Raw genomic sequence first — 25,201 nt, 5'->3', positions numbered from 1 at the left:
AACCCCTCCATCCCAGGAACGTTAACCGGCGACCTTCTCGCTGACCGGCTCGGCGGGCTCCTCCGCCGCGTCGGTGGATTCCGGGGCCGACCGGGCGGCGCCGATCCCGGCCATCGCGAACGCGCCCCCGGCGCTGCCGCCCGTGCTGGGCGACAGGTCGTACGCGCTCTCCGCGTGCTCGGCGACGTCGATGCCGTCGACCTCGGCCTCGGCCGCCACCCGGAAGCCGATCGTCTTCTCGATGGCGAAGGCGAGCAGCCAGGCGATGCCGGCCGACCACACGGTGACGATCAGGCCGGCCAGGGCCTGCCGGCCGAGCTGGGTCAGGCCGCCGCCGTAGAAGAGGCCGTCCGAGGCGCCCACCACGTCGCTGATCGCGCCGTTGACCGAGTTGGTGGCGAAGAGGCCGAGCCACAGCGACCCGATCCAGCCGCCGACGAAGTGCACGCCCACCACGTCGAGGGAGTCGTCGTAGCCGAGCCTGTACTTCAGGCTGATGGCGAGCGCGCAGACCGCACCGGCGACGACGCCGAGCAGGACCGCCGCCCACGGGGCGACGAAGCCGCAGGCCGGGGTGATGGCGACCAGGCCGGCCACGGCGCCCGAGGACGCGCCGACCATGGTCGGCCGGCCATCCTTGATCCACTCGACCGCCAGCCAGCCGAGCACCGCGGCGGCGGTGGCGAGCTGGGTGTTGAGGAAGGCCAGCCCGGCAACCGAGTCGACGGTCAGCTCCGAGCCGGCGTTGAAGCCGAACCAGCCGAACCAGAGCAGGCCGGCGCCGAGCGCGACCAGCGGGATGTTGTGCGGCTTCATGCCCTCCCGGGGCCAGCCGACCCGCCGGCCGAGCACCAGGGCCACGCCGAGCGCCGCCGCACCGGCGTTGATGTGCACCGCCGTGCCGCCGGCGAAGTCGAGCGCGTGCAGCTTGGCGCCGATGACGCCGCCGCCCCACACCCAGTGGGCGACCGGGAAGTAGACCAGGGTGGCCCAGCCGAAGGCGAAGAGCAGCCAGCCGGCGAACCGGGCCCGGTCGGAGATGGCGCCGCTGATCAGCGCGACGGTGATCACCGCGAAGACCATCTGGAACGCCATGAACACGTAGAGCGGGACCCCGATGCCGCTGGGGTTCTCCGCCGTGGCGCCCCAGAGGTCGGTCTCGGCGAGGAAGGTCTTGGTGCCGAGGTAGGCGGCGGGGTCGCCCCAGAAACCGTTGACGTCGGCCCCGAAGGCGACGCTGAAACCGTAGAACCACCACAGCACGGAGATGAGCCCGATTGCCGAGAAGCTCATCATCATCATGTTGAGCACGCCCTTGGCCCGGTTCAGGCCGCCGTAGAACAGCGCCAGGCCCGGGGTCATGAGCAGCACGAGAGCGGTCGAAACCAGCAGCCAAACGGTGTTGCCGCCGTCGATCGTCGGTGCTTCAGGCACGCTGGCCTCCTAAAGGTGAAGTCTCCTCCTTCGCGGCTTCCGGGGCAGCGTCGCCCGTACGCCGGTTGCGCGGAAGCTTGCTCGGCGGCTGTTTCCTTCACCGACACCGGTCGATTTCCGGCGCGTGACGCCTTGTTTCCGGCGTGTGACGAACGACGATCATGCCTGGAGAAAACGGAAGGAGTGGCCGTTCCGACGAGGAACCGGCCACTCCTTTCGTCGATGCGGGGTCAGCGCAGGGCGTACTCCAGGGCGTGCCGCTCGTAGTCGAGCAGCCGCAGGTCGCGCATCGGCCGGCGCAGGTGGCCCTTGTGCACGATCCGGACGAACGCCGGCTCGCCGGCCGCGGCCATCCGCCGGATGCCCTCCACGTGGTCGACGATCCGCTTGCGGATGGTCCGGATCAGCCGGTGCCGGTCGCGCTGGATCAGCCCGTAGGCGTCGGCGAAGAGCCGCAGCCGGCGCGGCCGGTCCGGGTGCTTCCAGCCGAGGGTGATCGAGTCCCGGTCGGAGAAGATCGGCACCCAGGTCCAGGCCGCGTACGCCACGTCGTAGATCCGGGCGCCGGGCGAGGCCAGGTCGAAGTCGATCAGCCCGAGGGTGCCGTCGGGTCGCCAGATCACGTTGTGCGGGGCGGCGTCGTGGTGGCAGATCACCTCGGTGTCCGGCGGGGGCGGGCCGAACGAGCGCCAGACCGCCCCGGGCGGCGGGGTGAAGCCGTACTGGGCGTCGTGGAACATCCGCAGCATGGTCGCCACGGTGACCAGGGCCTCGTCGGTGACCCAGTGCGGAGCCAGCGGATATTCTCCGCACTCCCCCTCCAGGTACGACAGGACCTCCCGGTTGCGCTCGTCCATGCCGAGGGCGCGGGGCGCGCCGGTGAAGCCGACGTATTCCAGGTGCCGCAGCAGCGAGTGCACCGAGGGGGTCCACGGGCCGGCGTTGCGCCGGACGGTGTCGCCCACCCGGACCACGGTGCTCACGTTCCCGCCGTGCAGCGGGATCTCCTGCGAAGTCACGTATGGTCTCCCGAGGCGCGGCGACGGGTGGCTGGGGTCGCGCCACCCCGCGTAGGCGCGATCGTCAGTCGTCACGTCGAGGCTACGCGTCCCGGGCGAGCGGCTCATTGCCGAGCAGCGCGTCGACGAACTGCGCCGGGTCGAACGGGGCCAGGTCGTCCGGGCCCTCGCCGAGGCCGACCAGCTTCACCGGGATGCCCAGCTTGCGCTGCACGGCGATCACGATGCCGCCCTTGGCGGTCCCGTCGAGCTTGGTCAGCACCACGCCGGTCACGTTGACCACCTCGGTGAAGACCCGAGCCTGCTCGAGGCCGTTCTGGCCGGTGGTGGCGTCGAGCACCAGCAGGGTCTCGTCGATCGGGCCGTGCTTCTCCACCACCCGCTTGACCTTGCCCAGCTCGTCCATGAGGCCGACCTTGTTCTGCAGCCGGCCGGCGGTGTCCACCAGCACGGTGTCGACGGCCGTGTCGATGCCCCGCTTGACCGCGTCGAAGGCGACGCTGGCCGGGTCGGCGGCCTCGGGGCCGCGGACGGTCTCCGCGCCCACCCGGCCGCCCCAGGTCTCCAGCTGGTCGGCGGCGGCGGCCCGGAAGGTGTCGGCCGCGCCGAGCAGCACGGTCCGGCCGTCCGCGATGAGCACCCGGGCGATCTTGCCGCAGGTGGTGGTCTTGCCGGCGCCGTTGACCCCGACCACCAGCAGCACCGCCGGCACGCCCTCCTTGGGAGCGGTCTTCAGCGACCGGTCCAGGGTCGGGTCGAGCGCGTTGACCAGCTCGGCGGCGAGCAGCGTGCGCAGCTCGTCGACCGACCGGGTGCCGAGCACCCGGGTCTGCTCGCGCAGCCGGTCGACGATCTCGCGGGTCGAGTCGATGCCGACGTCGGCGGTGATCAGGCTGTCCTCGATCTCCTCCCAGGTGTCCTCGTCGAGGCGGTCCCGGCTGAGCAGGCCGAGCAGGCCCTTGCCGAAGACGTTCTGCGAGCGGGACAGCCGGGAGCGCAGCCGGACCAGCCGGCCGGCGGTGGGCTCGGGGACCTCGATGGTGGGCAGCGGCGGCGCCTCGACCACCGGCGGCGGCTCGACCAGCACGCCGGTGCGCAGGTCCGACTCCGCGGCTTCGACCGGCGGCCCGGCCAGGTCCTCCTCGGCCCGGGTGTCGACCTCCGTCTCCGGCAGCGGCGGCTCGGGGCGCCGGCGCAGCTTCGGCACCACGAGGCTGAGGCCGCCGAGGATCAGCACGGCGAGCAGGGCCAGTGCGACGAGGAGGTATTCCTTCATGCCCGAAATCCTGTCAGATGGCGGCGGCGGCGTCCCACTCACCGCCTCGGCACGTGAACGAGCTGCGGGTACGCTCGCGGCTGGAAGGCGTACCGCAACCGCCGGCCGGGTAGGGAAAGGCTTGATGATCTTCGTCGGAGGTGCGCCGTGAACAGTTCCCGTCTGCTCATCGGCCCGCTGCTGCGACGGGTCGTCGGCACGCGGGCCACCGTCTGGGTGGAGACCAGCGCCCCCGCGGTGGTCACCGTCCGCACGGCCGGCGGGGCCACCGGCAGCTCGCCCACCTTCTCGGCGTACGACCACCACTACGCGATCGTGGTGGTGTCGGGGCTCACCCCGGAGAGCAGCACCACCTACGAGGTGCTGATCGACGACGAGGTGGCCTGGCCGATTCCCGACAGCGGCTTCCCGGCCAGCGTGATCCGGACCCGGGCGGCCGACGACCGGGACCAGCCGGTGTCCCTGCTCTTCGGCTCCTGCCGGGAGACCACCCAGCACGCCACCGCGCGCAAACTGCCGCCGGACGCGCTGGACGCGTACGCCCGGCGGCTGATCGCCGCCCCGGACCCGGACGCCCTGCCCGACCTGCTGGTGCTCCTCGGCGACCAGGTCTACGCGGACGAGACCTCGCCGACCGTGCGGCGGCTGCTCAAGCGGCGCCGGCGCCGTCCGAAGGGCGCCCCGGCCACGCAGGTGGTCAGCTTCGACGAGTACACCAAGCTCTACCTGGAGTCCTGGCGCGACCCGGAGATCCGCTGGCTGCTCTCCACCGTGCCAAGCGTGATGATCTTCGACGACCACGAGGTCATCGACGACTGGAACACCTCGGCGTCCTGGCGCGCGGACATGCGTGCGCAGCCCTGGTGGGCGGAGCGGATCCGCAGCGGGCTGGCCTCCTACTGGGTCTACCAGCACCTGGGCAACCTGGCCCCGGACGAGATCGCCGCCGACCCGGTCTACGCCAAGGTGATGGCCGCCGAGGACGCCACGGGCGTCCTGCACGAGTTCGGCGAGCGGGTGGACTCCGAGGCCGACGTGGCGCACGACACCGAGCGCTGGCGGGCCGTGCAGTACCAGTGGAGCTACGCGCTGGACCTGGGGCGGACCCGCCTGGTCATGCTGGACAACCGCTCCAGCCGGGTGCTCGAGTCCGGCAACCGGGCGATGCTGCCGCCGGGCGAGTGGTCCTGGTTCCTGGACCGGGCGCACGGCGTCTACGACCACCTGGTGGTCGGGGCCTCGCTGCCCTGGTTGCTCCCGCCCGGCATCCACCACGTGGAGTCCTGGAACGAGAAGCTGGCCGACTCCGGCCGGCCCTGGGTGGCGACGCTCGCCGAGCAGATGCGCCGAGCCTTGGACCTGGAGCACTGGGCCTCGTTCCGGCGTTCCTTCGAGGCGCTCGGCGAGTTGTTCGCCCGGCTGGGCAGCGGCACCGCGCCGCGCGAGGGGGCGCGGGTCGGCGCCGGCCCGGCATACTCGCGGCCGGCCTCGATCAGCGTGCTCTCCGGGGACGTGCACCACTCGTACGTGGCCCGGGCCCGGTTCGCCGACCGGAGCGTGCGCACCCCGGTGCACCAGCTCACCTGCTCCCCCATCCACAACCAGGTGCCGGCCGGGATGCGCCCGCTCATGCGGCTCGGCTGGAACCCGGGGCCGGCCGGCGCCGCCCGGGCGCTGGCCCGCTCGGCCGGGGTACGCCGCCCGCTGGTGCGGTGGCGGAAGCTGGCCGGGCCGTACTTCGGCAACGCGGTGGCCACGCTGACCCACCGGGGCCGGGAGGCTGACGTGGTGATCGAGGGCACCACCAGCGACGGGCACCTGCGCACGGTGGCGCGCCAGCGGCTCAGCGACGAGGTGTGAGTACCCTCTCAGCGTGGACGAGACCCTGCGCGCCGTGGAGCACGAACTGACCGCGCTGCTGCGGCGCGGGCGCGCGCTGTCCTGGGAGATCGCCCGCGAGGTCCATCCCAACCTGGAGCCGAACGCCTACGGGCTGCTGCTCTGGCTGCGCCGGTCCGGCTCGATCCGGCTCACCGACCTGGCCGCCAAGCTGGGCATCGGCAAGGGCACGCTGAGCCGGCAGATCGGCGGCCTGGAGGCGCTGGGCCTGGTCCGGCGCGACCCGGACCCGACCGACCGGCGGGCCGCTCAGCTCAGCCTCACCGAGGAGGGCACCCGCCGGTTCGACGTGGCGCGGGCGGCCCGACTCGGACAGATCACGCGGTCGTTGGAATCCTGGCCGAAACAGGACGTCGAGGACTTCGCCCGGCTGATGCACCGGTTCAACGAGACCTTCTGACCGGGTCCGCCCGGAATAAGACCTGCGCCACGTGCGGTTGTTGCTTGAGGCAACCAAGCCATACGGTTGCCCTAAGCAACTTTTTCCTCGTCCTATCCGGAGGCATTCCACGATGACGCAGGCGACAGCGCCCGCCCGGGCGACCGCCGTCGACATGTCCCACCGGCAGATCCTGGAGGCACTCTCCGGCCTGCTGCTGGGCATGTTCGTCGCGATCCTCTCCTCCACGGTCGTCTCGAACGCGCTGCCGCGGATCATCACCGAACTGCACGGCGGCCAGTCCGCGTACACCTGGGTGGTCACCTCGACGCTGCTGGCGACCACGGCGACCACCCCGATCTGGGGCAAGCTGGCCGACCTGACCAGCAAGAAGATCCTGGTCCAGCTCGCCCTGACGATCTTCGTGCTGGGCTCGGTGCTGGCCGGTCTCTCCCAGTCCACCGGCCAGCTCATCGCCTGCCGGGTGCTCCAGGGCGTCGGCGCGGGCGGCCTCACCGCCCTGGCCCAGGTGATCATGGCGACGATGATCACCCCGCGCGAGCGCGGCCGGTACAGCGGCTACCTCGGCGCCGTGATGGCCGTCGGCACCATCGGCGGCCCGCTGATCGGCGGCGTCATCGTCGACACCGACTGGCTCGGCTGGCGCTGGTGCTTCTACGTGGGCGTGCCGTTCGCCGCCCTCGCCCTGGTCGTGCTCCAGAAGACCCTGCACCTGCCGGTGGTCAAGCGCGAAGCGAAGATCGACTGGTGGGGCGCCACCCTGATCACCGCGGCCGTCTCGCTGCTGCTGATCTGGGTCACCCTGGCCGGCGACAAGTACGCCTGGATGTCCTGGCAGAGCGCCGTCATGGTCGCCGGCGCCGTGCTGCTCGGCGCGCTCGCCCTCCGGGTGGAGAACCGGGCCGCCGAGCCGATGATCCCGCCGCGTCTGTTCCGCAACCGCACCATCACCCTCGCCGTGATCGCCAGCATCGCGGTCGGCGTGGGCATGTTCGGCGCCTCGGTCTTCCTGGGCCAGTACTTCCAGATCAGCCGCGGCGAGAGCCCGACCATGTCCGGCCTGATGACCCTGCCGATGATCATCGGCCTGCTGGTCGCCTCCACCGTGGTCGGCCGAATCATTACCAACACCGGCCAGTGGAAGCGCTACCTGGTCACCGGCTCGGCGCTGCTCACCGTCGGCTTCGCGCTGATGGGCACCATGCGGGCGGACACCCCGTACTGGCGGCTCGCCGTGTTCATGGCGCTGATCGGCCTCGGCCTGGGCATGACCATGCAGAACCTCGTCCTCGCCGTGCAGAACACCGTCGGCCCGCACGAGCTCGGCGCGGCCAGCTCGGTGGTGGCCTTCTTCCGCAGCCTGGGCGGCGCCATCGGGGTGAGCGCGCTCGGCGCGATCCTCGGCCACAAGGTGAAGGACTACCTCGCCGAAGGGCTGGCCGGTCTGGGCATCCCGGCGTCCGGCTCCGGCAGCGGCGGTACCCTCCCGAACGTGCACACCCTGCCCGCACCGATCCGCGCGGTCGTCGAGGCCGCGTACGGGCACGGCGCCGGGGACATCTTCCTGGCCGCCGCCCCGTTCGGGCTGATCGCGCTGCTCGCGGTGGTCTTCATCAAGGAGGTGCCGCTGCGCCGGACCAACGGCGACGCGATCTCCGACGAGGTCGAGCGGGAGTCGACCGTCGCGGCCGGCGGTGGCGCCGCGGTGGTACGCACGGGCGGACGGGACTGACCCGATGAGCGCCCCCGAGCGTGACAAGTACGGCCCGGAGGCCCGGCCGCTGCCGTTTGAACGCGGCACGGACGGGCCCCGGGTGGTGCTGGTCGGCGTGGACGGCAGCCGCACCTCGCTGCGCGCCGGCTCGTACGCGGCCGGGCTGGCCCGCCGGCAGGGCGCCGGTCTGGTGGTGGTCTTCGTCAGCTCGCCGGCCCCCTACGCCGGGATCATGTCCGGGGTGGTGGCCGGGGCGGTCCAGCAGACCCACGACGAGCTGGCCGCCGAGCTGCGCGAGGAGTGCCGGCGCGGCGCGGAGGAGCTGGGCCTGCCGGTGACCTTCCTGTGCCGGCGCGGCGACGCGTACGCCGAGCTGTCCAAGGCGGCCGACGAGCACCGGGCGGACCTGGTGGTGGTCGGGTCGTCCGAGCAGGCCGGCCACAAGCTGGTCGGCTCGGTCGCCACCCGGCTGGTCCGCGCCGGCCGCTGGCCGGTCGTGGTGGTGCCCTGAAATCCGGTCGCGGCTGTCGTACCCGGGCCGGAGGATGACCGGATGACCTGGAGAGCACCCGAGATCGACCGCAGCCACGAGCCCTACGTCGGTGACGAGCGCACCATGCTGGAAGGCTGGCTCGACTACCACCGCGACACCCTGCTGCACAAGTGCGCCGGCCTGACCGGCGAGCAGCTCCGGACGGCGAGCGTCGAGCCGTCCGGCCTGACCCTGCTCGGGCTGGTCCGGCACCTGGCCGACGTGGAGCGCTGGTGGTTCCGGATCCGCGCCGCCGGGGAGGACATCCGCGGCCTCTACGACGGCGACGAGGACCCGGACGCGGACCTGAACGCCGTGGCCGACGCGGACCCGGCGGAGACCTTCGCCGTCTTCCGGGCCGAGGTCGAGGCGGCTCGCAAGGCCGCCGCCGGCCTGTCGCTGGACCACGCCTTCCGGCGCCTTCGCCGCGACGGCACCGCCGACGAGATGAACGTCCGCTGGGTCTACGTGCACATGATCGAGGAGTACGCGCGGCACAACGGCCACGCCGACCTGATCCGCGAGCGCATCGACGGCGTCACCGGCGACTGAATTCCCGGCGCGGCGAGGTGGCCGGTGTCCCGGCCGAGCGGACCGCCACCGCGGCGGCGGGCCGGCTCAGTAGGCCAGCGCGGCGCGCAGGTAGCGCAGGTCGGCCGCGCCGCTCCAGCGGTGCGCGGAGAGCCCGGCCACCCGGGCGCCGGCCACGGCACGGTCCTCGTCGTCGACGAAGAGCACCCGGGCCGGCGGGGTCCTCAGCGCCTCGCAGGCCGCCTGGAAGTACTCCTTCGCCGGCTTGTGCACCCCGATCACCGAGGAGTTGACCACCACGTCCAGTTCGTCGGTGAGGTCCAGCGCGGCCAGGTCGGCGTCGAGCACGTCGGTGGCGTTGGTGCCGAGCCCGACCCGGACGCCGCCGGCCCGGACCTCCCGGATGAAGGCCAGCATGTCGGGGTCCACCTCACCCCGGTAGCGCTGCCACGCGTCCACCGCGGCGCGGGCCCGGACCGGGTCGCCGACCGAGGGGGTGAGCGCGTCGGCCACGCTGGTCATCCATTCGGCGTGGCTGACGGTGCCGGTGAGCACCGGCTTGAGCAGCCCCCAGGACATGGCGATCTCGCCGAGGACGCCCTCGCTCAGCCCGTACTCCCGCTCGACCCGGGCGGCGACCGCCGGGTCCCAGCGGCGCAGCACGCCGTCGAAGTCCACCAAGAGCGCCGTGGCGCGTTCCCGACTCACTCGCTGTCTTCCTGCCCCTCGTCGTCGGCCCGGTTGAGCCGCTGGCTGATCACCTGGGTGACCCCGCTGCGCATGGTCACGCCGTAGAGCGCGTCGGCGATCTCCATGGTCCGCTTCTGGTGCGTGATCACGATGAGCTGGCTCTTCTCCCGGAGCTGGGCCAGCAGCGTGATCAGGCGGCCCAGGTTGACGTCGTCGAGGGCCGCCTCCACCTCGTCCATGATGTAGAACGGACTGGGTCGCGCGCGGAAGATCGCCACAAGCATGGCCACCGCGGTCAGCGACCGCTCGCCGCCGGAGAGCAGCGAGAGCCGCTTGATCTTCTTGCCGGGCGGCCGGGCCTCGACCTCGACGCCGGTGGTGAGCAGGTCCTCCGGGTCGGTGAGCACCAGCCGACCCTCGCCGCCGGGGAAGAGCACGGTGAACACCTGCTCGAACTCCCGCGCCGTGTCCTCGAACGCGCTGGCGAAGACCTCCAGGATCCGGTCGTCGACGTCCTTGACCACGGTGAGCAGGTCCCGGCGGGTGGCCTTGAGGTCCTCCAGCTGCTCGGAGAGGAACTTGAAGCGCTCCTCCAGCGCGGCGAACTCCTCCAGGGCCAGCGGGTTGACCTTGCCGAGCAGGGCCAGCTCCCGCTCCGCCTTGGCGGCCCGCTTCTCCTGCACCGGCCGCTCGTAGCGGACCGGATCGGGCACCGGCGTGCCCTCCTTCTCCGCCGCCGCGAGATCCGCGTCGGTGGGCGGGACGAGCTGGTCCGGGCCGTACTCGGCGATCAGGGTGGCCACGTCGAGGCCGAAGTCCTCGGCCGCCTTCGCCTCCAACTGCTCGATGCGCAGCCGCTGCTCGGCGCGGGCCACCTCATCCCGGTGCACCTGGCTGGTCAGCCGCTCCAGCTCGGCGCCGAGCCGCTTGGCCGCGCCGCGTACCTCGGAGAGCTCGGCCTCGCGGGCGGCGCGCTCGCGGGCCACCTCGTCGCGGTGCTCCTCGGCGCGGGCCAGGGAGACGGTGAGCCGGGTGAGCGCCTCGCGGGCGCCGCCGACCACGGCCCGGGCGATCTCCGCGCCGCGGGTGCGGGCCGCACGCCGGGCCGCCGCGCGCTCCCGCGCGGCCCGCTCGGCGTTCGCCTGCCGGGCGAGGGAGTCGGCCCGGCCGGCGATCGAGGAGACCCGCTCCTCGGCGGTACGCACGGCGAGCCGGACCTCCATCTCGTTCTGCCGGGCCTGCGGCACCATGGCGGCGAGCTGGTCGCGTTCCTCGGTGGACGGTTCGGCGTCGAGCGGGGTGACCTCGGCCAGCCGGAGCCGCTCCTCCAGCTCGGCGAGGGCCATCAGGTCGCGTTCCCGGGCCGCCTCGGCGCGGGCCCGGGACTCGCCGAGCCGGTCGGTCTCCGCCTTGGCCGAGCGGGCGGCCGCGCCCAGCTCGGCGAGGCGGCGGGAGGCGGCGTTGCGGTGGCTCTCCGCCTCCCGTTTCGCGGCGGCGGCGTGCTGCACGGCCTCCTTGGCCGTGGCCACCTCGGCGCGCGCCTCGACCAGTTGCTCGCGCAGCTCGGCGCTGGCGCGCTCGGCGGTGGCCCGGTTGGCCCGGGCCTCCTCGACGGCCGCCTGCACCTCGATGTAGCTGGGCGCCTTGGCCGACCCGCCGGCCGCCGCGTACGCCCCGACCACGTCGCCGTCGGGGGTGACCGCGCGCAGCTCCGGGTTGCCGGCGACCAGTTCGGCCGCGGCGGCGAGGTCGTCGACCAGCACCACGTCGCGCAGCGCCCGGTGCACCGCCGGGCGGATCTCGGCGGAGCACTCCACCAGATCGGGGGCCCAGCGGGCGCCGTCGGGCAGCTTCGGGCGCAGCGCGTCGGCGGAGCCGGCCATGCCGGGGCCGGCGGGGCTGCCGACCAGCAGACCGGCCCGGCCGGCGTCGGAGATCTTGAGTAGCCGCATGGCCTCGACGGCCTCGTCCACCCCGCTGACCGCGACCGCGTCGGCGAGCCCGCCGAGCGCCGCGGCGAGCGCCGCCTCGTTGCCCGGGGCGACGGTGAGCAGCCCGGAGAGGCTGCCGAGCAGGCCGGGCACCTGGTCGGCGCGGGCCAGCAGCGCGCCCGCGCCGTCCTTGCGGCGCAGGCCGAGGGCGAGCGCCTCCTCACGGGCCTTCCAGGTGGCGGCGTCCTTCTCGGCGGCTCGCTCGGCGTCGGCGAGGCTGCGCACGGCGGCCTGGGCCTGCTCGTGCACGGCGACCGCCTCGGCGTGCCGGGCGTCCAGGTCGGCGTTGTCCCGGTCGGCCTCGGTGGACTGCTCGGCGACCGAGTCGAGTTCGGCCTGGGCCTTCTCGGCGCGGGCGAGGGCGTCGGTGTGCGCGGCGGCGAGCCGTTCGATCTCCTCGCCGGCGCTGGTGGTCCGGGCCCGGGCGGAGTTGACCTGACCGGTCAGTCGGGCCAGCCCTTCCCGCCGGTCGGCGATGGCCTTGGCCGCGGCGACCAGTTCCCGCTCCGCGGCGGCGAGCTGCCGTTCCAGCTCCTGCCGGTGCTCGACCGCCTCGGCGAGCCGGATCTGGTCCTCGGTGAGCGCCGCGCGCAGCTCCTCCTCCTGCTCGCGGACCCGCCGGGACTCGGCCTCCAGCTGGTCCGGGTCACGGCCGGGGCGCTCGTCGTCGCCGGTGGCGCTGAGGTGCCGCAGCCGTTCCCGGGCGAGCTGCTCGATGGAGCGGAACCGCTCCTGGAGCGCGGAGAGCTTGTACCAGGTGTCCTGGGCCGCGGCGAGCAGCGGGGCATCCTCGGCGAGCGCCGCCTCCAGCTCGCCGAGGCGGCCCTGCACCTCGCCGTGTTCGGCCTCGATCTGCTCGCGCCGCTCGCGCAGCGCGGTCTCGTCGGCGATCTCCCGGTCCAGTGTGGTGCGCAGGGTGTGCAGGTCGTCGGCGAGCAGCCGCAGCCGGGCGTCGCGCAGGTTGGCCTGGATGGCGGCGGCCCGGCGGGCCACCTCGGCCTGCCGGCCCAGCGGCTTGAGCTGGCGGCGCAGCTCGGCGGTGAGGTCGGTGAGCCGGTTGAGGTTGGTCTGCATCGCGTCCAGCTTCCGCAGCGCCTTCTCCTTGCGCTTGCGGTGCTTGAGGACGCCGGCCGCCTCCTCGATGAACGCCCGCCGGTCCTCCGGCTTGGCGTGCAGCATGCCGTCGAGCCGGCCCTGCCCGACGATGATGTGCATCTCCCGGCCGATGCCGGAGTCCGAGAGCAGCTCCTGGATGTCGAGCAGGCGGCAGGAGTCGCCGTTGATCTCGTACTCGCTCTCGCCGGAGCGGAACATCCGGCGGGTGATGGAGACCTCGGTGTACTCGATCGGCAGCGCGCCGTCGGTGTTGTCGATGGTGAGGGTGACCTCGGCCCGGCCGAGCGGCGCCCGGCCGGCGGTGCCGGCGAAGATGACGTCCTCCATCTTGCCGCCGCGCAGCGCCTTGGCGCCCTGCTCGCCGAGCACCCAGGCGATGGCGTCGACGACGTTGGACTTGCCGGAGCCGTTCGGGCCCACCACGCAGGTGATCCCGGGCTCCAGCTTCAGCGTCGTCGCGGAGGCGAAGGACTTGAAGCCCTTCACCGTCAGGCTCTTGAGATGCACCTTCTCGATCCTCGTCCGGTGGCCGCCGTACCGTCGCCGGCTGCGCGGACCTGGTGAACCCGCAGACTAACCCGCGGGCGGGGAGTGCCTGGTACGCGACCCACCCGGTGCCGGAGCTGTCCGGGTTTCCGGCGATGTGGCGCACGCCACGGGAAAGTGCAAGATCATAATTGCGGGACGCAATTCCGGGACGGCCCGCAAGATCGCGGAATGCGGTCCGGAAAGCAAAAAGCTGCGCGCCGGCACTGGGTGTCGGCGCGCGTTTTCTGTGTGGTGCGATTCAGTTTTCCGACAACCGGAGATCAGGTCAGAGCGGGCTCGGCCAGTCGGAGGAGGTCGTCAGCCTCCGCCGCAGCCGCCGCAAGCCGATCGTTGTCGGCGCGCAGACGCGTGATCTCGAACTCCAGTGCCTGAACCCTGGAACGCAGTCGGGTGACCTCGTCGAGCAGACGCCGGTCGGGCGCTGCACCTACGTGGCCGTAGAGGGCCTTCGCCATGCTGACTCCTTGATATGCGCTGCCGGAAAGGCCGGCCAACGCGCGCCCATGATGTTCGCGGCTGCCATCCCCGCGAAATCCGGGCATGGCTGGGCGCGACTGGCGACACCTATATATTGAGCCGAACCCCCCTCCTTCGTCAAGTTCCCGCAGGCCGTAGATCATCTCCACGTCCACCGGTCCACTTGTCGGGGGGTTGCCACAAGGCGCGGACACGCTCTGTCCGGACGCCTTTACTGTACGCCCGGGAATGTGTGAACGCCTCACCCTTGCTGTCTGGTTCCCCTTAACTCTTTCTTAGCCACGTTGCCGCAGCTCGCGCCGCGACCGTAGCGTCACCCCGGCCCGCAACCGACCCGTGGAGGGGACAGGCGTGTATCGCTGGACCGACCCGATCGAACCGGATGGCGTTCCCCGCCGCCCCGAGCCACCGACCGACGAGGGACCGGCCTGGCTCACCGACCGGCCCGAGCCGCGGTCGTCGTACCTCTTCGGGGACGAGCCGGGGCAGCCCGGCCCGGACTGGACCGAGGCGCCCACCGGGGTCTGGCGGGCCGACGCGCCGGCCACCCCTTGGCGGGACGACCCCACTCCCGAGCGCGGCCACCTCCCCGCAGCCGACGCCGGGACGCCCGGGTGGGCCGACGCCGGGCGGTACGCCGACGCCGACCGGACCGGGTACTCCCCGGCCGTCGAGCCACCGGCGTACGGCCCGGCGGCCCACCCGGTCGGGCCGATGTCCCCCTACGAGCGGGCCGCCGGCTGGCACCCGGAGGAGCGGGCCACCGCCGCCTGGCAGCCGGTCGCCGACGAGCACCCCGCCGCCGTGTGGCCGCCGGTCGCCGATCAGCAGACGACGGGCTCCTGGCAGCCGGTCGCGGACGAGCGGCCGGCGGGCCCCTGGCAGCCGGCGACCGACGCCCAGACGGACGACACCGGCCGGCACCGGCAGCGGCGCCGCCTGCCGCGCCCCCTCCTCATCGGTGGGGCCGCCGCCGCGGCGACCCTCGTGGTGAGCCTGGGCGTGGGCGCCCTGGTGCTGCCCGGCGGTGACGAGCCGACCGAGCGGACCTCCGCCGACGCCCCGGTGGCCGCCGCGCCGCTCGCGTCCGACGGCACCGAGGCGGACGCGGGCGACGCGCTCGCGCCGGAGTCGACCAGCCCGAGCGCCGCGCCGACCAGCGCCAAGCCGAGCCCGACGAAGAAGCCGACCCCGAAGCCGAGCCGGACCACCGCGCCGTCCCGGCAGCTGCCGCGGAGCACCGCGCCGAGCGGCACGGGCGCCACGACGACCTCGACCAAGGAGATCACCGCCGAGCTGCGGGAGGTCGTCGACCTGGTCAACCAGGAGCGGGCCAAGGCCGGCTGCAAGGCGCTGACCATCGACGACAAGCTGATGCTCGCCGCCCAGCGGCACAGTCAGGACCAGGCCGACCACAAGAACATGTCGCACGACGGCAGCGACGGCAGCGACGTGGGCGACCGGCTCGACCGGGTCGGCTACGCCTGGCGGTCGTACGGCGAGAACGTGGCCTGGAACCAGCAGAGCCCGGCCGCGGTGATGGACGCTTGGATGAACTCCTCGGGCCACCGGGCGAACATCCTGAACTGCTCGTTCACCGAGATCGGCGTGGGCGTGGCGCGCAGCAACGGGCCGTACTGGACGCAGGACTTCGGCACCCCGCGCTGAGCGTGGCGCGTCGTCACCGGGCCCGCGCTCGTTGACCCGGTGAGGTACGCCGGGGACGCCTGAGCCGTGCCGGCCCGGTGGCCGGCGCACCGGGGCCGCCGGAGACGTACCGGCAGGGGGCGGGGTGCCGCCCGCGACCCGGGAGCTGTCGATGCGGATCCGGCCGGCGTGGGCCGTGTCGCCCCGGCCGGTCCGCGTCCGCCGACGTGGGCCGCGCCGGGGCGTGGCGGTGTTGCTGACGGTGCTGCTGCTCGCCCCGGTGCCGGCCTGCCGTGAGCCGCTCGTCCCGCCCGGGGCACCCACCCCGTGGCCGGCCGCACAGGCCGGGCACTGGCAGTGGCAGTGGCAGCTCACCGGCCCGCTGGACGTCACCGTCGAGGCCGACGTCTTCCTGCTCGACCCGGTGCGGACCACCTCCGGCGAGACCGCCGCGCTGCGCGCCCGCAACCGCCGCCTGGTCTGCCAGGTCCGGGTCGGCACGTACGCGGCCACCGACCCGGACGCCACCCGCTTCCCGGCGGCGGTACGCGGGGCGGCGGTGCCGGGCCGGCCGGGCAGCCGGTGGCTGGACGTCCGCCGGTGGGACTCGCTGGAGCCGGTGCTGGCCGACCGGCTGCGGCTCTGCCGGGGCAAGGGCTTCGGCGCGGTGGCGTTCGACGACGCCGACGGCTACCTCCACCGGTCCGGCTTCCCGCTCTCCTTCGACGACCAGTTGCTGTTCAACCGGCGGCTGGCCGCCCTGGCCCGGCGGCTGGAGCTCTCCCCCGGGCTGGTCGACGACCTGCCGCAGGTGGCGGCGCTCGCTCCCGACTTCGACTTCGCGGTGAACCAGGAGTGCGTCCGCCGCGGCGGGTGCGACAAGCTGCTCCCCTTCACCGACGAGCAGAAGCCGGTCTTCCACGTGGAATACACCGGCGACCCGGCCGAGTTCTGCGTCACCACGGTCGGCTACGGCTTCGCCTCGATCCTCAAGGACCGCAAACTCGACGCCTGGCGCGAACCCTGCGTCCTGCCCTGAGGTGCGGATGCTCGATCACGCCAGGGCGCTGATCAGATCGAACGACGTGCGACGCGTGGCTGCCCCGCTGGTCGGAGGTGCCTCTCCTTGTGCTGCCGGACCATCTCGTCCCACACCTCCTGCGGGAAGTCGGGGTCCGGTGGAATCCACCTGTGCGAGTTGTCGGAGTAGTGGAACTTCTCGTCGCCCGGCTTGATCGCGCTCACGGCAACCAGCCGAGGAAGCGACGGTGGAGCGGGCCGGCCGGAGCCCAGCCCATGTCCTGAGTGGCGGACACCAGATGCGAGGCCATGTAGAGGGAGAGGGATACCGGGGCGCCGTCGTACTCGATGAGCAGTTGGCGGCGGCGCGTGGGACAGGGCCAGGGCAGGCAGGACCCCGCGCAGTTCCAGATCGGCTGAACGGGCCCGTGATCAGTCATGGGCTGCGGGTCTTTCGCGGCATACGACCACGATGCCGGTCAGCCAACTGGTTAGTCAACTGGCAATAGCCAATAGACTAGCAACCGCCTACCTACCTTCGGGCCATGGACCGAGGGCCGGGGCAGCTCATGGGGCCCTACGAGATTGCCCAGCGCCTGGGCGTGTCGCGGCAGCGGTTCCAACAGCTCGCCAGGTATCCCACCTTCCCGAAGCCGTACCAGGAACTGCGCGGCATGAAGGTGTGGCTGGCCGACGACGTCGAGCGCTGGATCACGGAGTACCGCCAGCCACGCCCCACCGAGGACGACACACCGGCCTGACAGCTACCGGCAAGGCGTCTCAGTCGGCCTGGCGATTCGGCTGGGTGCTGCTGCTTCCGCCGTCCGTTACCCGTACGCGTGCGGCGGCCGGATCGCTAAGCTTCGCCGGTGACAGACGATGCCGGTGTCGCGCTGGGTATCGAGGCCGCTCGCCGGTTGGCTCACCTGGGGATGGTGGACATCCAACCCGGGCTCACCGACGCCGAGTTCGGCAGCATCGAACGACGATTCGGCCTCGAGTTCGCCGACGATCACCGCGCCTTTCTCGCGGCCGGGCTGCCGGTCTGGACGGCTGGCCGCGACGACTCCCCGGACAAGGCCAGTTGGGGCTGGCCGAACTGGCGCCAGCTCGACTCCACCACCCTGCGCGAGCAGGTCGACTGGCCGCTCACAACCGCGCTCGACGGCATCCAGAACGGCGAGTGGTCACCCGGGTGGCGCCGTCGCCCTCACGACCTCGCCCTGCGCCTGGCCAAGGCGAAGCGCCTTCTTGCCGACGTCCCCCGGATGGTTCCCGTGTACGCCCACCGCTACCTGCCGGCCGGCCGCGGCTCCTCCGGGCACCCCGTGCTCTCCATCCACCGACTGACCGACACCATCGTGTACGGCAACGACCTCGCCCACTACATCGATCAGGAGTTCCGAGAGCCCAGGGGTGACTGTGCCCTTCTGGCGTGACTATCTCTGAGAGGTGAGGATTGAGGCCGCCCAGCGTCAGCCCGTGTCACCTCAGTCGTTGCTGGGACTGGAGATTCCTCGTCTCGCGAAGGACGCTGCGACCTCGTCGAACGCCTTGACGGCGAGCTCCGGCTCCGCGGCGGCCTCCGACAGTGGCAGCTCCAGCTGGGGGTCGTACCCAGGTAGGCCAGTGACCGCCTGCACGGCTTCGCCGAGCCGATACATCGCCGTGACGACGGCCCGAGCATCTCCGCCCCGGTACCAGTAGGGGACCGTGATCCCAGCCTCCTCGGAGTAGTAGCTGACCGGGATCCCGGTCCGCTCGTGAGTCAGCTCGTAGTTGTGAGCCCCTTCGAACACGGAAACGTCACCAAGGACCTGCCGCGCCGCTGCCACCACTCGGGCCCAGGCCTCACTGCTCGGCCGCTCGTCGCCGTCGGACTCCTCTGCCGCCTCCAACGCGTCATCCCAGGACTGGTCGTCACGTCGGGGCACGAAGATCAGGTCGTAGCTCATGGCGATGGACCGTACATCCCTCGGGCACAGGACACCGGGAGCCGGCGGCAGCCGGGGCGCGACGCGGTGCGCGTACCCCTGGAAAAGCGACGCCGCCCCCGGCCTGGACGGGCGGGGGCGGCGCCGGGGGGAGCGGCGGCGGTCAGCCGGGGGCGCCGCCGGTGACCGGGGCGGGGGCGCCGGCGCCGCGCTGCCCCGGGATGCCGGCGTGCTCGGCGCTGAGCGGGGTGGCCAGGTCCTCCAGGGACTTCCCCTCGGCCTTGACGCCGAGGGTCAGTTCCACCAGACCGCCGATGATCATGACGATGGCGCCGACGACGAAGGCGACCACGGTGTCGCCGACCTTGCCGGTGCCGACCAGCTTGGCGAAGAGCAGCGGGCCGGTGATGCCGCCGGCGGCGGTGCCGAGCGCGTAGAAGAACGCGATGGCCATGGCCCGGGTCTCCATCGGGAAGATCTCGCTGACCGTCAGGTACGCGGCGCTGGCGCCGGCCGAGGCGAAGAAGAGCACCACGCACCAGCAGGCGGTCATGGTCACCGCATTGAGCACGCCCGAGTGGAACAGCCAGGCGGTGCCGAGCAGCAGCACGCCCGAGCCGATGTACGAGCCGGCGATCATCGGCACCCGGCCGACGGTGTCGAAGAGCCGGCCCAGCAGCAGCGGGCCGAGCAGGTTGCCGACCGCGATCACCGCGAAGTAATAGCCGCTGTTGCCCGGCGGGACCTCGAAGAAGGTCTGCAGGATCTGGGCGAAGCCGAAGGTGATCGCGTTGTAGAGGAACGCCTGCCCGATGAAGAGCGCGAAGCCGAGCGTGGCGCGCTTCGGGTAGCGGGCGAACAGGGTCTTCGCGATCTCCAGGAAGTTGGTGCTCTTCCGCTGCCTGATCTCGATCCAGTTGTCGGCCTCGGTGAGCTCCTTGCCGGTCTCCCGCTTCACCTCGGCCTCGACCGAGTCGACCAGATGGTTCGCCTCGTCGGCCCGCCCGTGGATGAACAGCCAGCGTGGGCTCTCCGGGACGTGCCGGCGGACCAGCAGGATCACCACGCCGAGCACCGCGCCCAGACCGAAGGCGACCCGCCAGCCGAGGTTGGTCGGCAGGCCGTTGAGCAGCGGCACGGTCAGCAACGCGCCGAGCGCCGCCCCGAGCCAGAAGGTGCCGTTGATGATGATGTCGATCCGGCCGCGGTGCCGCGCCGGGATCAGCTCGTCGATCGCCGAGTTGATGGCCGCATACTCGCCGCCGATGCCCATGCCGGTGAGGAACCGGAACAGGAAGAACCACCAGGTGTCGAAGGAGAGCGCGGTCAGCGCGGTGGCGACCAGGTAGAGCCCGAGGGTCAGCAGGAACAGCTTCTTGCGCCCGAACCGGTCGGTGAGCCAGCCGAAGAAGAGCGCGCCGGTGCAGGCGCCGGCCACGTAGAGCGCGGCGGCCAGGCCGGTGACCTGGCTCTGGGTGATGCTCAGGCCGCTGCCCGGCTCGGCCAGCTTGCCGGACAGGTTGCCGACGATGGTCACCTCGAGGCCGTCGAGGATCCACACCGTGCCGAGGCCGATCACGATCATCCAGTGCCAGCGGGACCACGGCAGCCGGTCCAGGCGGGCCGGGACGTTGGTCCGTACGGTGCCGGTCCGCACGTCGGTGCTCATGACGCGCTCCCGGGGGCGGCGAGGGCCGGGGCGCGACGACGGGCCGCCGGCGTGAGCTGTTCGTCCATGGCCGCCCACATGCCCCGCCCCCGCGTCGATTAATCCTGCCGTGACGCCCCGGTCACCCGACGAAGGGCGGGCCGGATCGGCCCGCCCTCCCCCGTTCCCCCGTCAGCGCGCGCCGACCAGCTCCGGGGCCCGCGCGGGCGGCTCGGCGGGCGGGGTCGCCGCCCTGCCGCGCAGGAACCGCGGCGCCCACCAGTTCGCGTCGCCCAGCAGGGTCATCAGCGAGGGCAGCACCACCGCCCGGATGATCGTGGCGTCCAGCAGGATCGCCGCGGCCAGCCCGATGCCGAGCTGCTTGAAATCGATGGTGCTCAGCGTCGCGAAGATCGAGAAGACCCCGACCATGACGATCGCCGCGCTGGTCACCACCCCCGCCGAGGAGGTGATCCCGAACGCCACCGCGTCCTTGTTCGACATCCCCTGGCGGATCCCCTCGCGGATCCGGCTGACCACGAAGACGTGGTAGTCCATGGAGAGCCCGAACAGCACCACGAACAGGAACATCGGCAGCCAGGTGACGATCGCGTCCATCGAGGTGAAGCCGAGCAGCCCCTCCGCCCAGTCGCCCTGGAAGACCAGCACCAGCAGGCCGTACGCGGCACCCGCGGAGAGCAGGTTCAGCAGGATCGAGGTGAGCGCCACCACCACCGACCGGAACGTCCAGGCCATCACCAGGAAGGTCAGCGCCAGCACGAAGGCCGCCACCAGGGGCAGCTTCGCCCAGATGTGGTCCGCGTAGTCCTCGCTGGCCGCCACCCCGCCGCCGACCGCGTACTCGACGCCGGGGATGCCGCCCAGCGCGGCCGGCACCAGGTCCCGGCGCAGCTCGTGCAGGGAGCGGGACGCCTCGTCGGTGCGGCTGGCGTACGGCGTGGCCACCTCCAGCACCGACACCCGCCGGTCGGCCGACACCTGGATCTTCGGGCCGTCCCCCTCGGCCGGCGCGAAGAGCGGGTCGGCGGCGGCCCGGTCGGCCAGCCCGGTCAGCGCGGCCCGCACCCGGTCGGCCTGCTCGGCCGGCGCCCGCACCGCCACGGTGTGGCTGGTGCCGTTGCTCGGGAAGGCCGCGGTGAGCCGGTCGTACGCCTGCATGGCCGCCGTGGTGCGGGGCACGTCCTCCATGCCGGGGAACTTCAGCTTCATACCCAGCGCCGGGGCGGCCAGGGCCAGCAGCAGCCCGACCGAGACCACCAGGGTGGCCAGTGGCGCGCGCAGCGCGGGCTTCAGCACGGCCGGCCAGAACCGGGGCCGGGCCGGCTGGCCGTGCCGCCCGACGCGCGGCGCGGTGAGCCGCCACAGCAGCGGCACCCGGGGCCGGTCGACCCAGCGGCCCAGCTTGGCCAGGAGCGCCGGCAGCACGGTCAGCGAACCGATCACCGCGACCGCGACCACCAGGATCGAGCCGACGGCGAGCGACGAGAAGATGGCGTCCTGGGCGAGCAGCAGCCCGGCCATCGAGATGATCACGGCGGTGCCGGAGACCACCACGGCGTGCCCGGAGGTCTCCGCCGCGATCTCCACCGCGTCGAGCCCGGAGCGGCCCTTGGCCCGCTCCTCGCGTTCGCGCCGGACGTAGAAGAGCGAGTAGTCCACGCCGACCGCCATGCCGATCAGCAGGATCACGCTGGCCGTGGTGTCGGTGGCCGGCACCAGGTGCGAGGCGAGGGTGGAGAGCCCCATGGCCGCGGCCACCGAGGAGAGCGCGAGCAGCACCGGCACGCCGGCCGCGATCAGCGCGCCGAACGCGATGATCAGGATGGCCAGGGTGACCGGCAGGCTGAGCAGTTCCGCCCGCTTGAAGTCCTTGCCGAGGGTGTCGTCGAGCGCCTGGCCGATCGACGGGCCGCCGACCTGCTCGACCCGCAGCGCCGGGTGCGCCTCCTGGACCTTCGCGGTGGTGTCGCGCAGCGGCTGCACCCGGTCGGAGGCGGTCTCCGGGTCGCCCGACATGGTGATCGGCACGAGCACCGCGTTGCCGTCGCGGGACGGCATCGGCGCGCCCACCGAGGTCACCCCGTCGACCTGCCGCAGCCGGGCCGCCGCGTCGTCGGCCGCGGCCTTCGCGGCGGCCGGGTCGAGTGTGCCCGAGCGGGGCGTGATCAGCACGTTCTCGGTGGCCGGCTCGTGGAAGCCACCGCTGTCGACAATCAGCTGGGCCCGCCCGAACTCGCCGATCGCCTGGTCGTCGTCGGTCGCCTCGTTGAGGCCGGCGGCGTTGCCGCCGACGAAGCACACCGCCACGAACACCACCCAGAGCGCGATGGCCCGCCAGGGGTGCTCCGCACTCCACCGTGCCAGCCGCACGGTCACCGGTCGCCTGCCCATACCTGGGATCCCCCTCCAGACGTCGGCCCTGTGCCGACGTCTGCTGACGCTAGGGAGTGGGCCGGGCCCCGGCATCGGGGAACGGCCCCGGCTCGTCCCCCATCCGGTCGACTCCGACCGGGCGGCCCGAAACCGGTCGGCCAACCGGACAGAACGGGCTTTTCAGGGTACGACCCGGGGACCCGCCGGGCAGCGGCCGGCGAGGCACACCGGCGCAACCCCGAGCCGGCTCGGGGTCATCCCCGGAGGCTGACCCGGGGGCGGGGCTGGCAGCGCGGGCAACTGTAGGACGAACGGTTCATGAACGCCTCGCGCCGGATCGGCGTCCCGCACCGCGGGCATGGCTCCCCCTCCCGGCCGTACGCGTTCAGCGACCGGTCGAAGTAGCCGCTCTGGCCGTTGACGTCGACGTAGAGCTCGTCGAAGCTGGTGCCGCCCTGCTTGATCGCCTCGCCGAGCACGTCGCGGACGTGGCCGAGCAGCCGGGCGGCCGCCGGACCGGTCAGCGCGTCGGTCGGCCGGGTGCCGTGCAGCTTGGCCCGCCACAGCGCCTCGTCGGCGTAGATGTTGCCGACGCCGGAGATCAGCGTCTGGTCGAGCAGCGCCCGCTTCACCTCGGTCCGCCGCTTCCGCAGCGCCGCCACGAAGCCGGCGTCGGAGAACTCCGGGTCCATCGGGTCCCGGGCGATGTGCGCGATCTCGGCCGGCAGCTCGGCCCCGCCCTCGGAGACCGACAGCCCGCCGAACGTGCGCTGGTCGACGAAGCGCAACTCCGGGCCGTCGTCGGCGAACCGGAACCGGACCCGCAGGTGCAGCTCGTCGGCCGCGCCGACCGGCTGGAGCAGCAGCTGGCCGGACATGCCGAGGTGCCCGATGAGGGCGTCCCCGCTGTCCAGCGGCAGCCACAGGTACTTGCCCCGGCGCCGCACGTCCGTGATCGTCCGACCGGCCAGTACGTCGGCGAAATGCTCGCCGCCCGGCTCGTGCCGGCGGACCGCCCGCGGGTGGCGCACCTCGACGGAGGTGATACGCCGGCCGACGACCCACTGGGCCAGCCCCTGCCGGACGGTCTCGACCTCGGGCAGCTCAGGCACGGCCGGCACCGGTCTCGGCGGGGTCGCCCGCCGGCTCGGCCCCGTCGGCGGCGGCCTTCGCGGCGGCCTGCTCGGTCAGCATCCGCCAGGCCGACTCGGCGGCCCGCTGCTCGGCCTCCTTCTTGCTGCGCCCCTCCGCGCCGCCGTAGCGGTTACCGGCCACCACCACCCAGGCCGTGAAGGTCTTGAGGTGGTCCGGGCCGGTGCCCTCGATCCGGTATTCCGGGACGCCCAGCGCCAGGGCCGCGGTCAGCTCCTGGAGGCTGGTCTTCCAGTCGAGCGCCGCGCCCCGGCCGGCCGACTCCGCCATCAGCGGGTCGAACAGGCGGTGGATCACGAGGGCCGCGGTGTCCAGGCCGTACTGGAGGTAGATCGCGCCGAGCAGCGCCTCCAGGGTGTCGGCCAGGATGCTGGCCTTGTCCCGGCCGCCGGTGGCCTCCTCGCCCTTGCCGAGCAGCAGGTACGCGCCCAGCCCGTCCGGGCCGAGGCCGCGCGCCACATCGGCGAGCGCGCGCATGTTGACCACGCTGGCCCGCAGCTTGGCGAGCTGCCCCTCGGGCAGGTCCGGGTGGTTGTGGAAGAGCGCCGTGGTGATCACCACGCCGAGGACCGAGTCGCCGAGAAACTCCAGCCGCTCGTTGGTGGGCAGGCCACCGTTCTCGTAGGCGTAGGAGCGGTGGGTCAGCGCGCGCTCCAGCAGTTCCGGGTCGAGCGACACCCCGAAGGCCGCCTCCAGGTGGCCGACGGGAGCACGCCGCCGCTTGTCGTTGGTCATGGTGCTACCTCGGTGTCTCTGCGGTCAGGTGCGGGATCGTGCGGAACGTCGTCGAGCAGGGTCGAGACGGTGTCGGTGGCGCCGCGGCGCCACAGGTGGGCGGCGAGGGCGATGCCCGAAGCGACGTCCTCGGGCCGGGCCGCGCCGTGGCAGACCACCACGGTGCCGGCCACCCCGAGCAGGGCCGCCGCGCGCGGCGCGCCGCCGCTCGCCGGGGGCCCGCCGGCCATCGCGTACGCGCCCTCGATGGCCTTGAGCAGCACATTGCCGGTGAAGCCGTCGGTCACCACCACGTCGGCGCGGGCGCCGAGGGAGACGTCGTACCCCTCGACCAGGCCGACGTAGCGGGCGCCGCAGGGCAGGGGCACGGCGGCGAGGGCGGGGTCGGCGGAGCGGCGCAGCCGGTCGCCCTTGCCCGCCTCGGTGCCGACGGAGAGCAGCCCGACCCGAGGGCCGGTGACGCCGTGGGCCACGGCCGCGTAGGCGGCGCCGAGCACGGCGTGCCGGGCCAGGGTGGCGGGTCCGGGTTCCAGCGTGCCGCCGACGTCCAGCAGCACCACCGGCCCTTCGACGGCGGGCAGGGTGGCGACCAGGGCGGGCCGGCGTACCCCGGTCCAGCGACCGAGGCCGAGCGCGGCGGCGGTGACGGTGGCGCCGGTCGAGCCGGCGGAGACGAGCGCGTCGGCGAACCCGTCGCGGACGGCATGCACGGCGGCGCGGACGGTGCTCTCCCCGCGCGCGGCGGTGGGATGGTCGGCCATGCCGACGACGGTCCGCACCGGGCGGACGGTGACCCGGGTGCGCTGCTCCGGGTCGAGCGCACCGATCAGCCCGTCGGCGACCTCGGTCGGTCCGACGAGCAGCAGATGCAGGTCAGGGTCGGTACGCACCGCCCGCAGAGCGCCGTCAACCACGACGGCGGGAGCATCGTCCCCGCCGAGGAGGTCGACGGCGATCCGCGCGGTGCCCGGCTCCGTCGCCGTGCCGGCCGGGGAACGGCCGGCGGCGGAGGGAGCCGGGGCACCGGGCGAGAGCCTTGGTGC

22 protein-coding genes are annotated in these 25,201 nt (G+C 73.0%); 9 read left to right on the top strand and 13 right to left on the bottom strand.

The window, feature by feature from the left end; all coding sequences use genetic code 11:
• Nucleotides 1–21: 21 nt before the first annotated feature.
• The 3 genes from AC0OLQ_RS08330 to ftsY form a co-directional block, all read right to left on the bottom strand.
• On the bottom strand, nucleotides 22–1,434 hold the full coding sequence (locus AC0OLQ_RS08330; RefSeq protein WP_484530860.1) for an ammonium transporter: 1,413 nt from the start codon (nucleotides 1,432–1,434) through the stop codon (nucleotides 22–24).
• Between the two features lie 230 nt (nucleotides 1,435–1,664).
• Nucleotides 1,665–2,561 (bottom strand): phosphotransferase, encoded by an 897-nt coding sequence (locus tag AC0OLQ_RS08325; RefSeq protein WP_484530859.1) that lies wholly within the window; start codon nucleotides 2,559–2,561, stop codon nucleotides 1,665–1,667.
• Nucleotides 2,536–3,729: a signal recognition particle-docking protein FtsY gene (ftsY, locus tag AC0OLQ_RS08320; protein WP_484530858.1), complete on the bottom strand. Its 1,194-nt coding sequence runs from the start codon at nucleotides 3,727–3,729 to the stop codon at nucleotides 2,536–2,538. Before ftsY ends, AC0OLQ_RS08325 begins: the two co-directional genes overlap by 26 nt.
• A gap of 147 nt (nucleotides 3,730–3,876) precedes the next feature.
• Here ftsY and AC0OLQ_RS08315 point away from each other — a divergent pair, with 147 nt between their 5' ends.
• The 5 genes from AC0OLQ_RS08315 to AC0OLQ_RS08295 all read left to right on the top strand — a co-directional run bounded on the left by AC0OLQ_RS08315 (nucleotide 3,877) and on the right by AC0OLQ_RS08295 (nucleotide 8,826).
• Entirely contained in the window at nucleotides 3,877–5,589 is a 1,713-nt protein-coding gene (locus tag AC0OLQ_RS08315) for an alkaline phosphatase D family protein (protein ID WP_484530857.1), read from the top strand.
• Nucleotides 5,590–5,602: 13 nt separating this feature from the next.
• Complete coding sequence (locus tag AC0OLQ_RS08310) at nucleotides 5,603–6,028, top strand: MarR family winged helix-turn-helix transcriptional regulator (RefSeq protein WP_484530856.1); 426 nt, start codon at nucleotides 5,603–5,605, stop codon at nucleotides 6,026–6,028.
• A 112-nt stretch (nucleotides 6,029–6,140) separates the two neighbouring features.
• Nucleotides 6,141–7,760, top strand: a complete 1,620-nt coding sequence (locus AC0OLQ_RS08305; protein WP_484530855.1) for an MDR family MFS transporter — start codon at nucleotides 6,141–6,143, stop codon at nucleotides 7,758–7,760.
• A 4-nt stretch (nucleotides 7,761–7,764) separates the two neighbouring features.
• Nucleotides 7,765–8,253, top strand: coding sequence for a universal stress protein (locus AC0OLQ_RS08300; RefSeq protein ID WP_484530854.1), 489 nt, complete (start codon nucleotides 7,765–7,767; stop codon nucleotides 8,251–8,253).
• 42 nt (nucleotides 8,254–8,295) lie between these two features.
• The gene (locus AC0OLQ_RS08295; protein ID WP_484530853.1) at nucleotides 8,296–8,826 is read left to right on the top strand and encodes a DinB family protein; all 531 of its coding nucleotides are present in this window, start codon (nucleotides 8,296–8,298) and stop codon (nucleotides 8,824–8,826) included.
• Between the two features lie 66 nt (nucleotides 8,827–8,892).
• Here AC0OLQ_RS08295 and AC0OLQ_RS08290 read toward each other — a convergent pair whose 3' ends face one another.
• The 3 genes from AC0OLQ_RS08290 to AC0OLQ_RS08280 all read right to left on the bottom strand — a co-directional run bounded on the left by AC0OLQ_RS08290 (nucleotide 8,893) and on the right by AC0OLQ_RS08280 (nucleotide 13,606).
• A complete protein-coding gene (locus AC0OLQ_RS08290; RefSeq protein ID WP_484530852.1) occupies nucleotides 8,893–9,513 on the bottom strand; it encodes an HAD-IA family hydrolase in 621 nt (206 codons plus the stop codon).
• The gene (smc, locus tag AC0OLQ_RS08285; protein ID WP_484530851.1) at nucleotides 9,510–13,109 is read right to left on the bottom strand and encodes a chromosome segregation protein SMC; all 3,600 of its coding nucleotides are present in this window, start codon (nucleotides 13,107–13,109) and stop codon (nucleotides 9,510–9,512) included. The genes AC0OLQ_RS08290 and smc overlap by 4 nt, the downstream gene beginning before the upstream one ends.
• A 302-nt stretch (nucleotides 13,110–13,411) precedes the next feature.
• Nucleotides 13,412–13,606, bottom strand: coding sequence for a hypothetical protein (locus AC0OLQ_RS08280; RefSeq protein ID WP_030487463.1), 195 nt, complete (start codon nucleotides 13,604–13,606; stop codon nucleotides 13,412–13,414).
• A gap of 373 nt (nucleotides 13,607–13,979) precedes the next feature.
• On the opposite strand from AC0OLQ_RS08280, the gene AC0OLQ_RS08275 reads away from it, so the two are divergent.
• Entirely contained in the window at nucleotides 13,980–15,296 is a 1,317-nt protein-coding gene (locus AC0OLQ_RS08275; RefSeq protein ID WP_484530850.1) for a CAP domain-containing protein, read from the top strand.
• 124 nt (nucleotides 15,297–15,420) lie between these two features.
• Nucleotides 15,421–16,314, top strand: coding sequence for an endo alpha-1,4 polygalactosaminidase (locus AC0OLQ_RS08270; protein WP_484530849.1), 894 nt, complete (start codon nucleotides 15,421–15,423; stop codon nucleotides 16,312–16,314).
• A 32-nt stretch (nucleotides 16,315–16,346) separates the two neighbouring features.
• Here AC0OLQ_RS08270 and AC0OLQ_RS08265 read toward each other — a convergent pair whose 3' ends face one another.
• Nucleotides 16,347–16,520, bottom strand: coding sequence for a hypothetical protein (locus AC0OLQ_RS08265; protein WP_484530848.1), 174 nt, complete (start codon nucleotides 16,518–16,520; stop codon nucleotides 16,347–16,349).
• 320 nt (nucleotides 16,521–16,840) lie between these two features.
• Here AC0OLQ_RS08265 and AC0OLQ_RS08260 point away from each other — a divergent pair, with 320 nt between their 5' ends.
• Together AC0OLQ_RS08260 and AC0OLQ_RS08255 are read left to right on the top strand one after the other, a co-directional pair.
• Complete coding sequence (locus AC0OLQ_RS08260; RefSeq protein WP_484530847.1) at nucleotides 16,841–17,056, top strand: helix-turn-helix transcriptional regulator; 216 nt, start codon at nucleotides 16,841–16,843, stop codon at nucleotides 17,054–17,056.
• A gap of 108 nt (nucleotides 17,057–17,164) precedes the next feature.
• Entirely contained in the window at nucleotides 17,165–17,734 is a 570-nt protein-coding gene (locus tag AC0OLQ_RS08255; protein WP_484530846.1) for a hypothetical protein, read from the top strand.
• Between the two features lie 51 nt (nucleotides 17,735–17,785).
• Here AC0OLQ_RS08255 and AC0OLQ_RS08250 read toward each other — a convergent pair whose 3' ends face one another.
• The 6 genes from AC0OLQ_RS08250 to AC0OLQ_RS08225 form a co-directional block, all read right to left on the bottom strand.
• Nucleotides 17,786–18,250, bottom strand: a complete 465-nt coding sequence (locus tag AC0OLQ_RS08250) for a hypothetical protein (RefSeq protein ID WP_484530845.1) — start codon at nucleotides 18,248–18,250, stop codon at nucleotides 17,786–17,788.
• A 142-nt stretch (nucleotides 18,251–18,392) separates the two neighbouring features.
• Nucleotides 18,393–19,898 carry an MFS transporter gene (locus AC0OLQ_RS08245; RefSeq protein WP_357338002.1) on the bottom strand — a complete coding sequence of 502 codons (1,506 nt, stop codon included), beginning with the start codon at nucleotides 19,896–19,898 and terminating at the stop codon, nucleotides 18,393–18,395.
• 171 nt (nucleotides 19,899–20,069) lie between these two features.
• Nucleotides 20,070–22,289 carry an MMPL family transporter gene (locus tag AC0OLQ_RS08240; protein ID WP_484530844.1) on the bottom strand — a complete coding sequence of 740 codons (2,220 nt, stop codon included), beginning with the start codon at nucleotides 22,287–22,289 and terminating at the stop codon, nucleotides 20,070–20,072.
• 236 nt (nucleotides 22,290–22,525) lie between these two features.
• Nucleotides 22,526–23,383, bottom strand: a complete 858-nt coding sequence (gene mutM / locus AC0OLQ_RS08235; protein ID WP_357337997.1) for a bifunctional DNA-formamidopyrimidine glycosylase/DNA-(apurinic or apyrimidinic site) lyase — start codon at nucleotides 23,381–23,383, stop codon at nucleotides 22,526–22,528.
• Nucleotides 23,376–24,158 (bottom strand): ribonuclease III, encoded by a 783-nt coding sequence (gene rnc / locus AC0OLQ_RS08230; RefSeq protein WP_484530843.1) that lies wholly within the window; start codon nucleotides 24,156–24,158, stop codon nucleotides 23,376–23,378. The genes mutM and rnc overlap by 8 nt, the downstream gene beginning before the upstream one ends.
• A complete protein-coding gene (locus AC0OLQ_RS08225) occupies nucleotides 24,155–25,114 on the bottom strand; it encodes a phosphate acyltransferase PlsX (protein WP_484532299.1) in 960 nt (319 codons plus the stop codon). The genes rnc and AC0OLQ_RS08225 overlap by 4 nt, the downstream gene beginning before the upstream one ends.
• Nucleotides 25,115–25,201: the final 87 nt, after the last annotated feature.

The organism is Micromonospora sp. Utrum1 (assembly GCF_057197805.1).
The sequence above is the reverse complement of the archived record's forward strand: the minus strand, read 5'-3'. Positions and strand labels throughout refer to the sequence as shown.

What these genes read in the sequence shown, in the direction of transcription:
- AC0OLQ_RS08295 (WP_484530853.1), top strand. Translation starts at nt 8,296, where the DNA reads ATGACCTGGAGAGCACCCGAGATCGACCGCAGCCACGAGCCCTACGTC.
- AC0OLQ_RS08240 (WP_484530844.1), bottom strand. Translation starts at nt 22,289, where the DNA reads ATGGGCAGGCGACCGGTGACCGTGCGGCTGGCACGGTGGAGTGCGGAG.
- AC0OLQ_RS08250 (WP_484530845.1), bottom strand. Translation starts at nt 18,250, where the DNA reads ATGAGCTACGACCTGATCTTCGTGCCCCGACGTGACGACCAGTCCTGG.
- AC0OLQ_RS08325 (WP_484530859.1), bottom strand. Translation starts at nt 2,561, where the DNA reads ATGAGCCGCTCGCCCGGGACGCGTAGCCTCGACGTGACGACTGACGAT.
- AC0OLQ_RS08305 (WP_484530855.1), top strand. Translation starts at nt 6,141, where the DNA reads ATGACGCAGGCGACAGCGCCCGCCCGGGCGACCGCCGTCGACATGTCC.
- AC0OLQ_RS08280 (WP_030487463.1), bottom strand. Translation starts at nt 13,606, where the DNA reads ATGGCGAAGGCCCTCTACGGCCACGTAGGTGCAGCGCCCGACCGGCGT.
- ftsY (WP_484530858.1), bottom strand. Translation starts at nt 3,729, where the DNA reads ATGAAGGAATACCTCCTCGTCGCACTGGCCCTGCTCGCCGTGCTGATC.
- rnc (WP_484530843.1), bottom strand. Translation starts at nt 24,158, where the DNA reads ATGACCAACGACAAGCGGCGGCGTGCTCCCGTCGGCCACCTGGAGGCG.
- AC0OLQ_RS08300 (WP_484530854.1), top strand. Translation starts at nt 7,765, where the DNA reads ATGAGCGCCCCCGAGCGTGACAAGTACGGCCCGGAGGCCCGGCCGCTG.
- AC0OLQ_RS08245 (WP_357338002.1), bottom strand. Translation starts at nt 19,898, where the DNA reads ATGAGCACCGACGTGCGGACCGGCACCGTACGGACCAACGTCCCGGCC.
- AC0OLQ_RS08260 (WP_484530847.1), top strand. Translation starts at nt 16,841, where the DNA reads ATGGACCGAGGGCCGGGGCAGCTCATGGGGCCCTACGAGATTGCCCAG.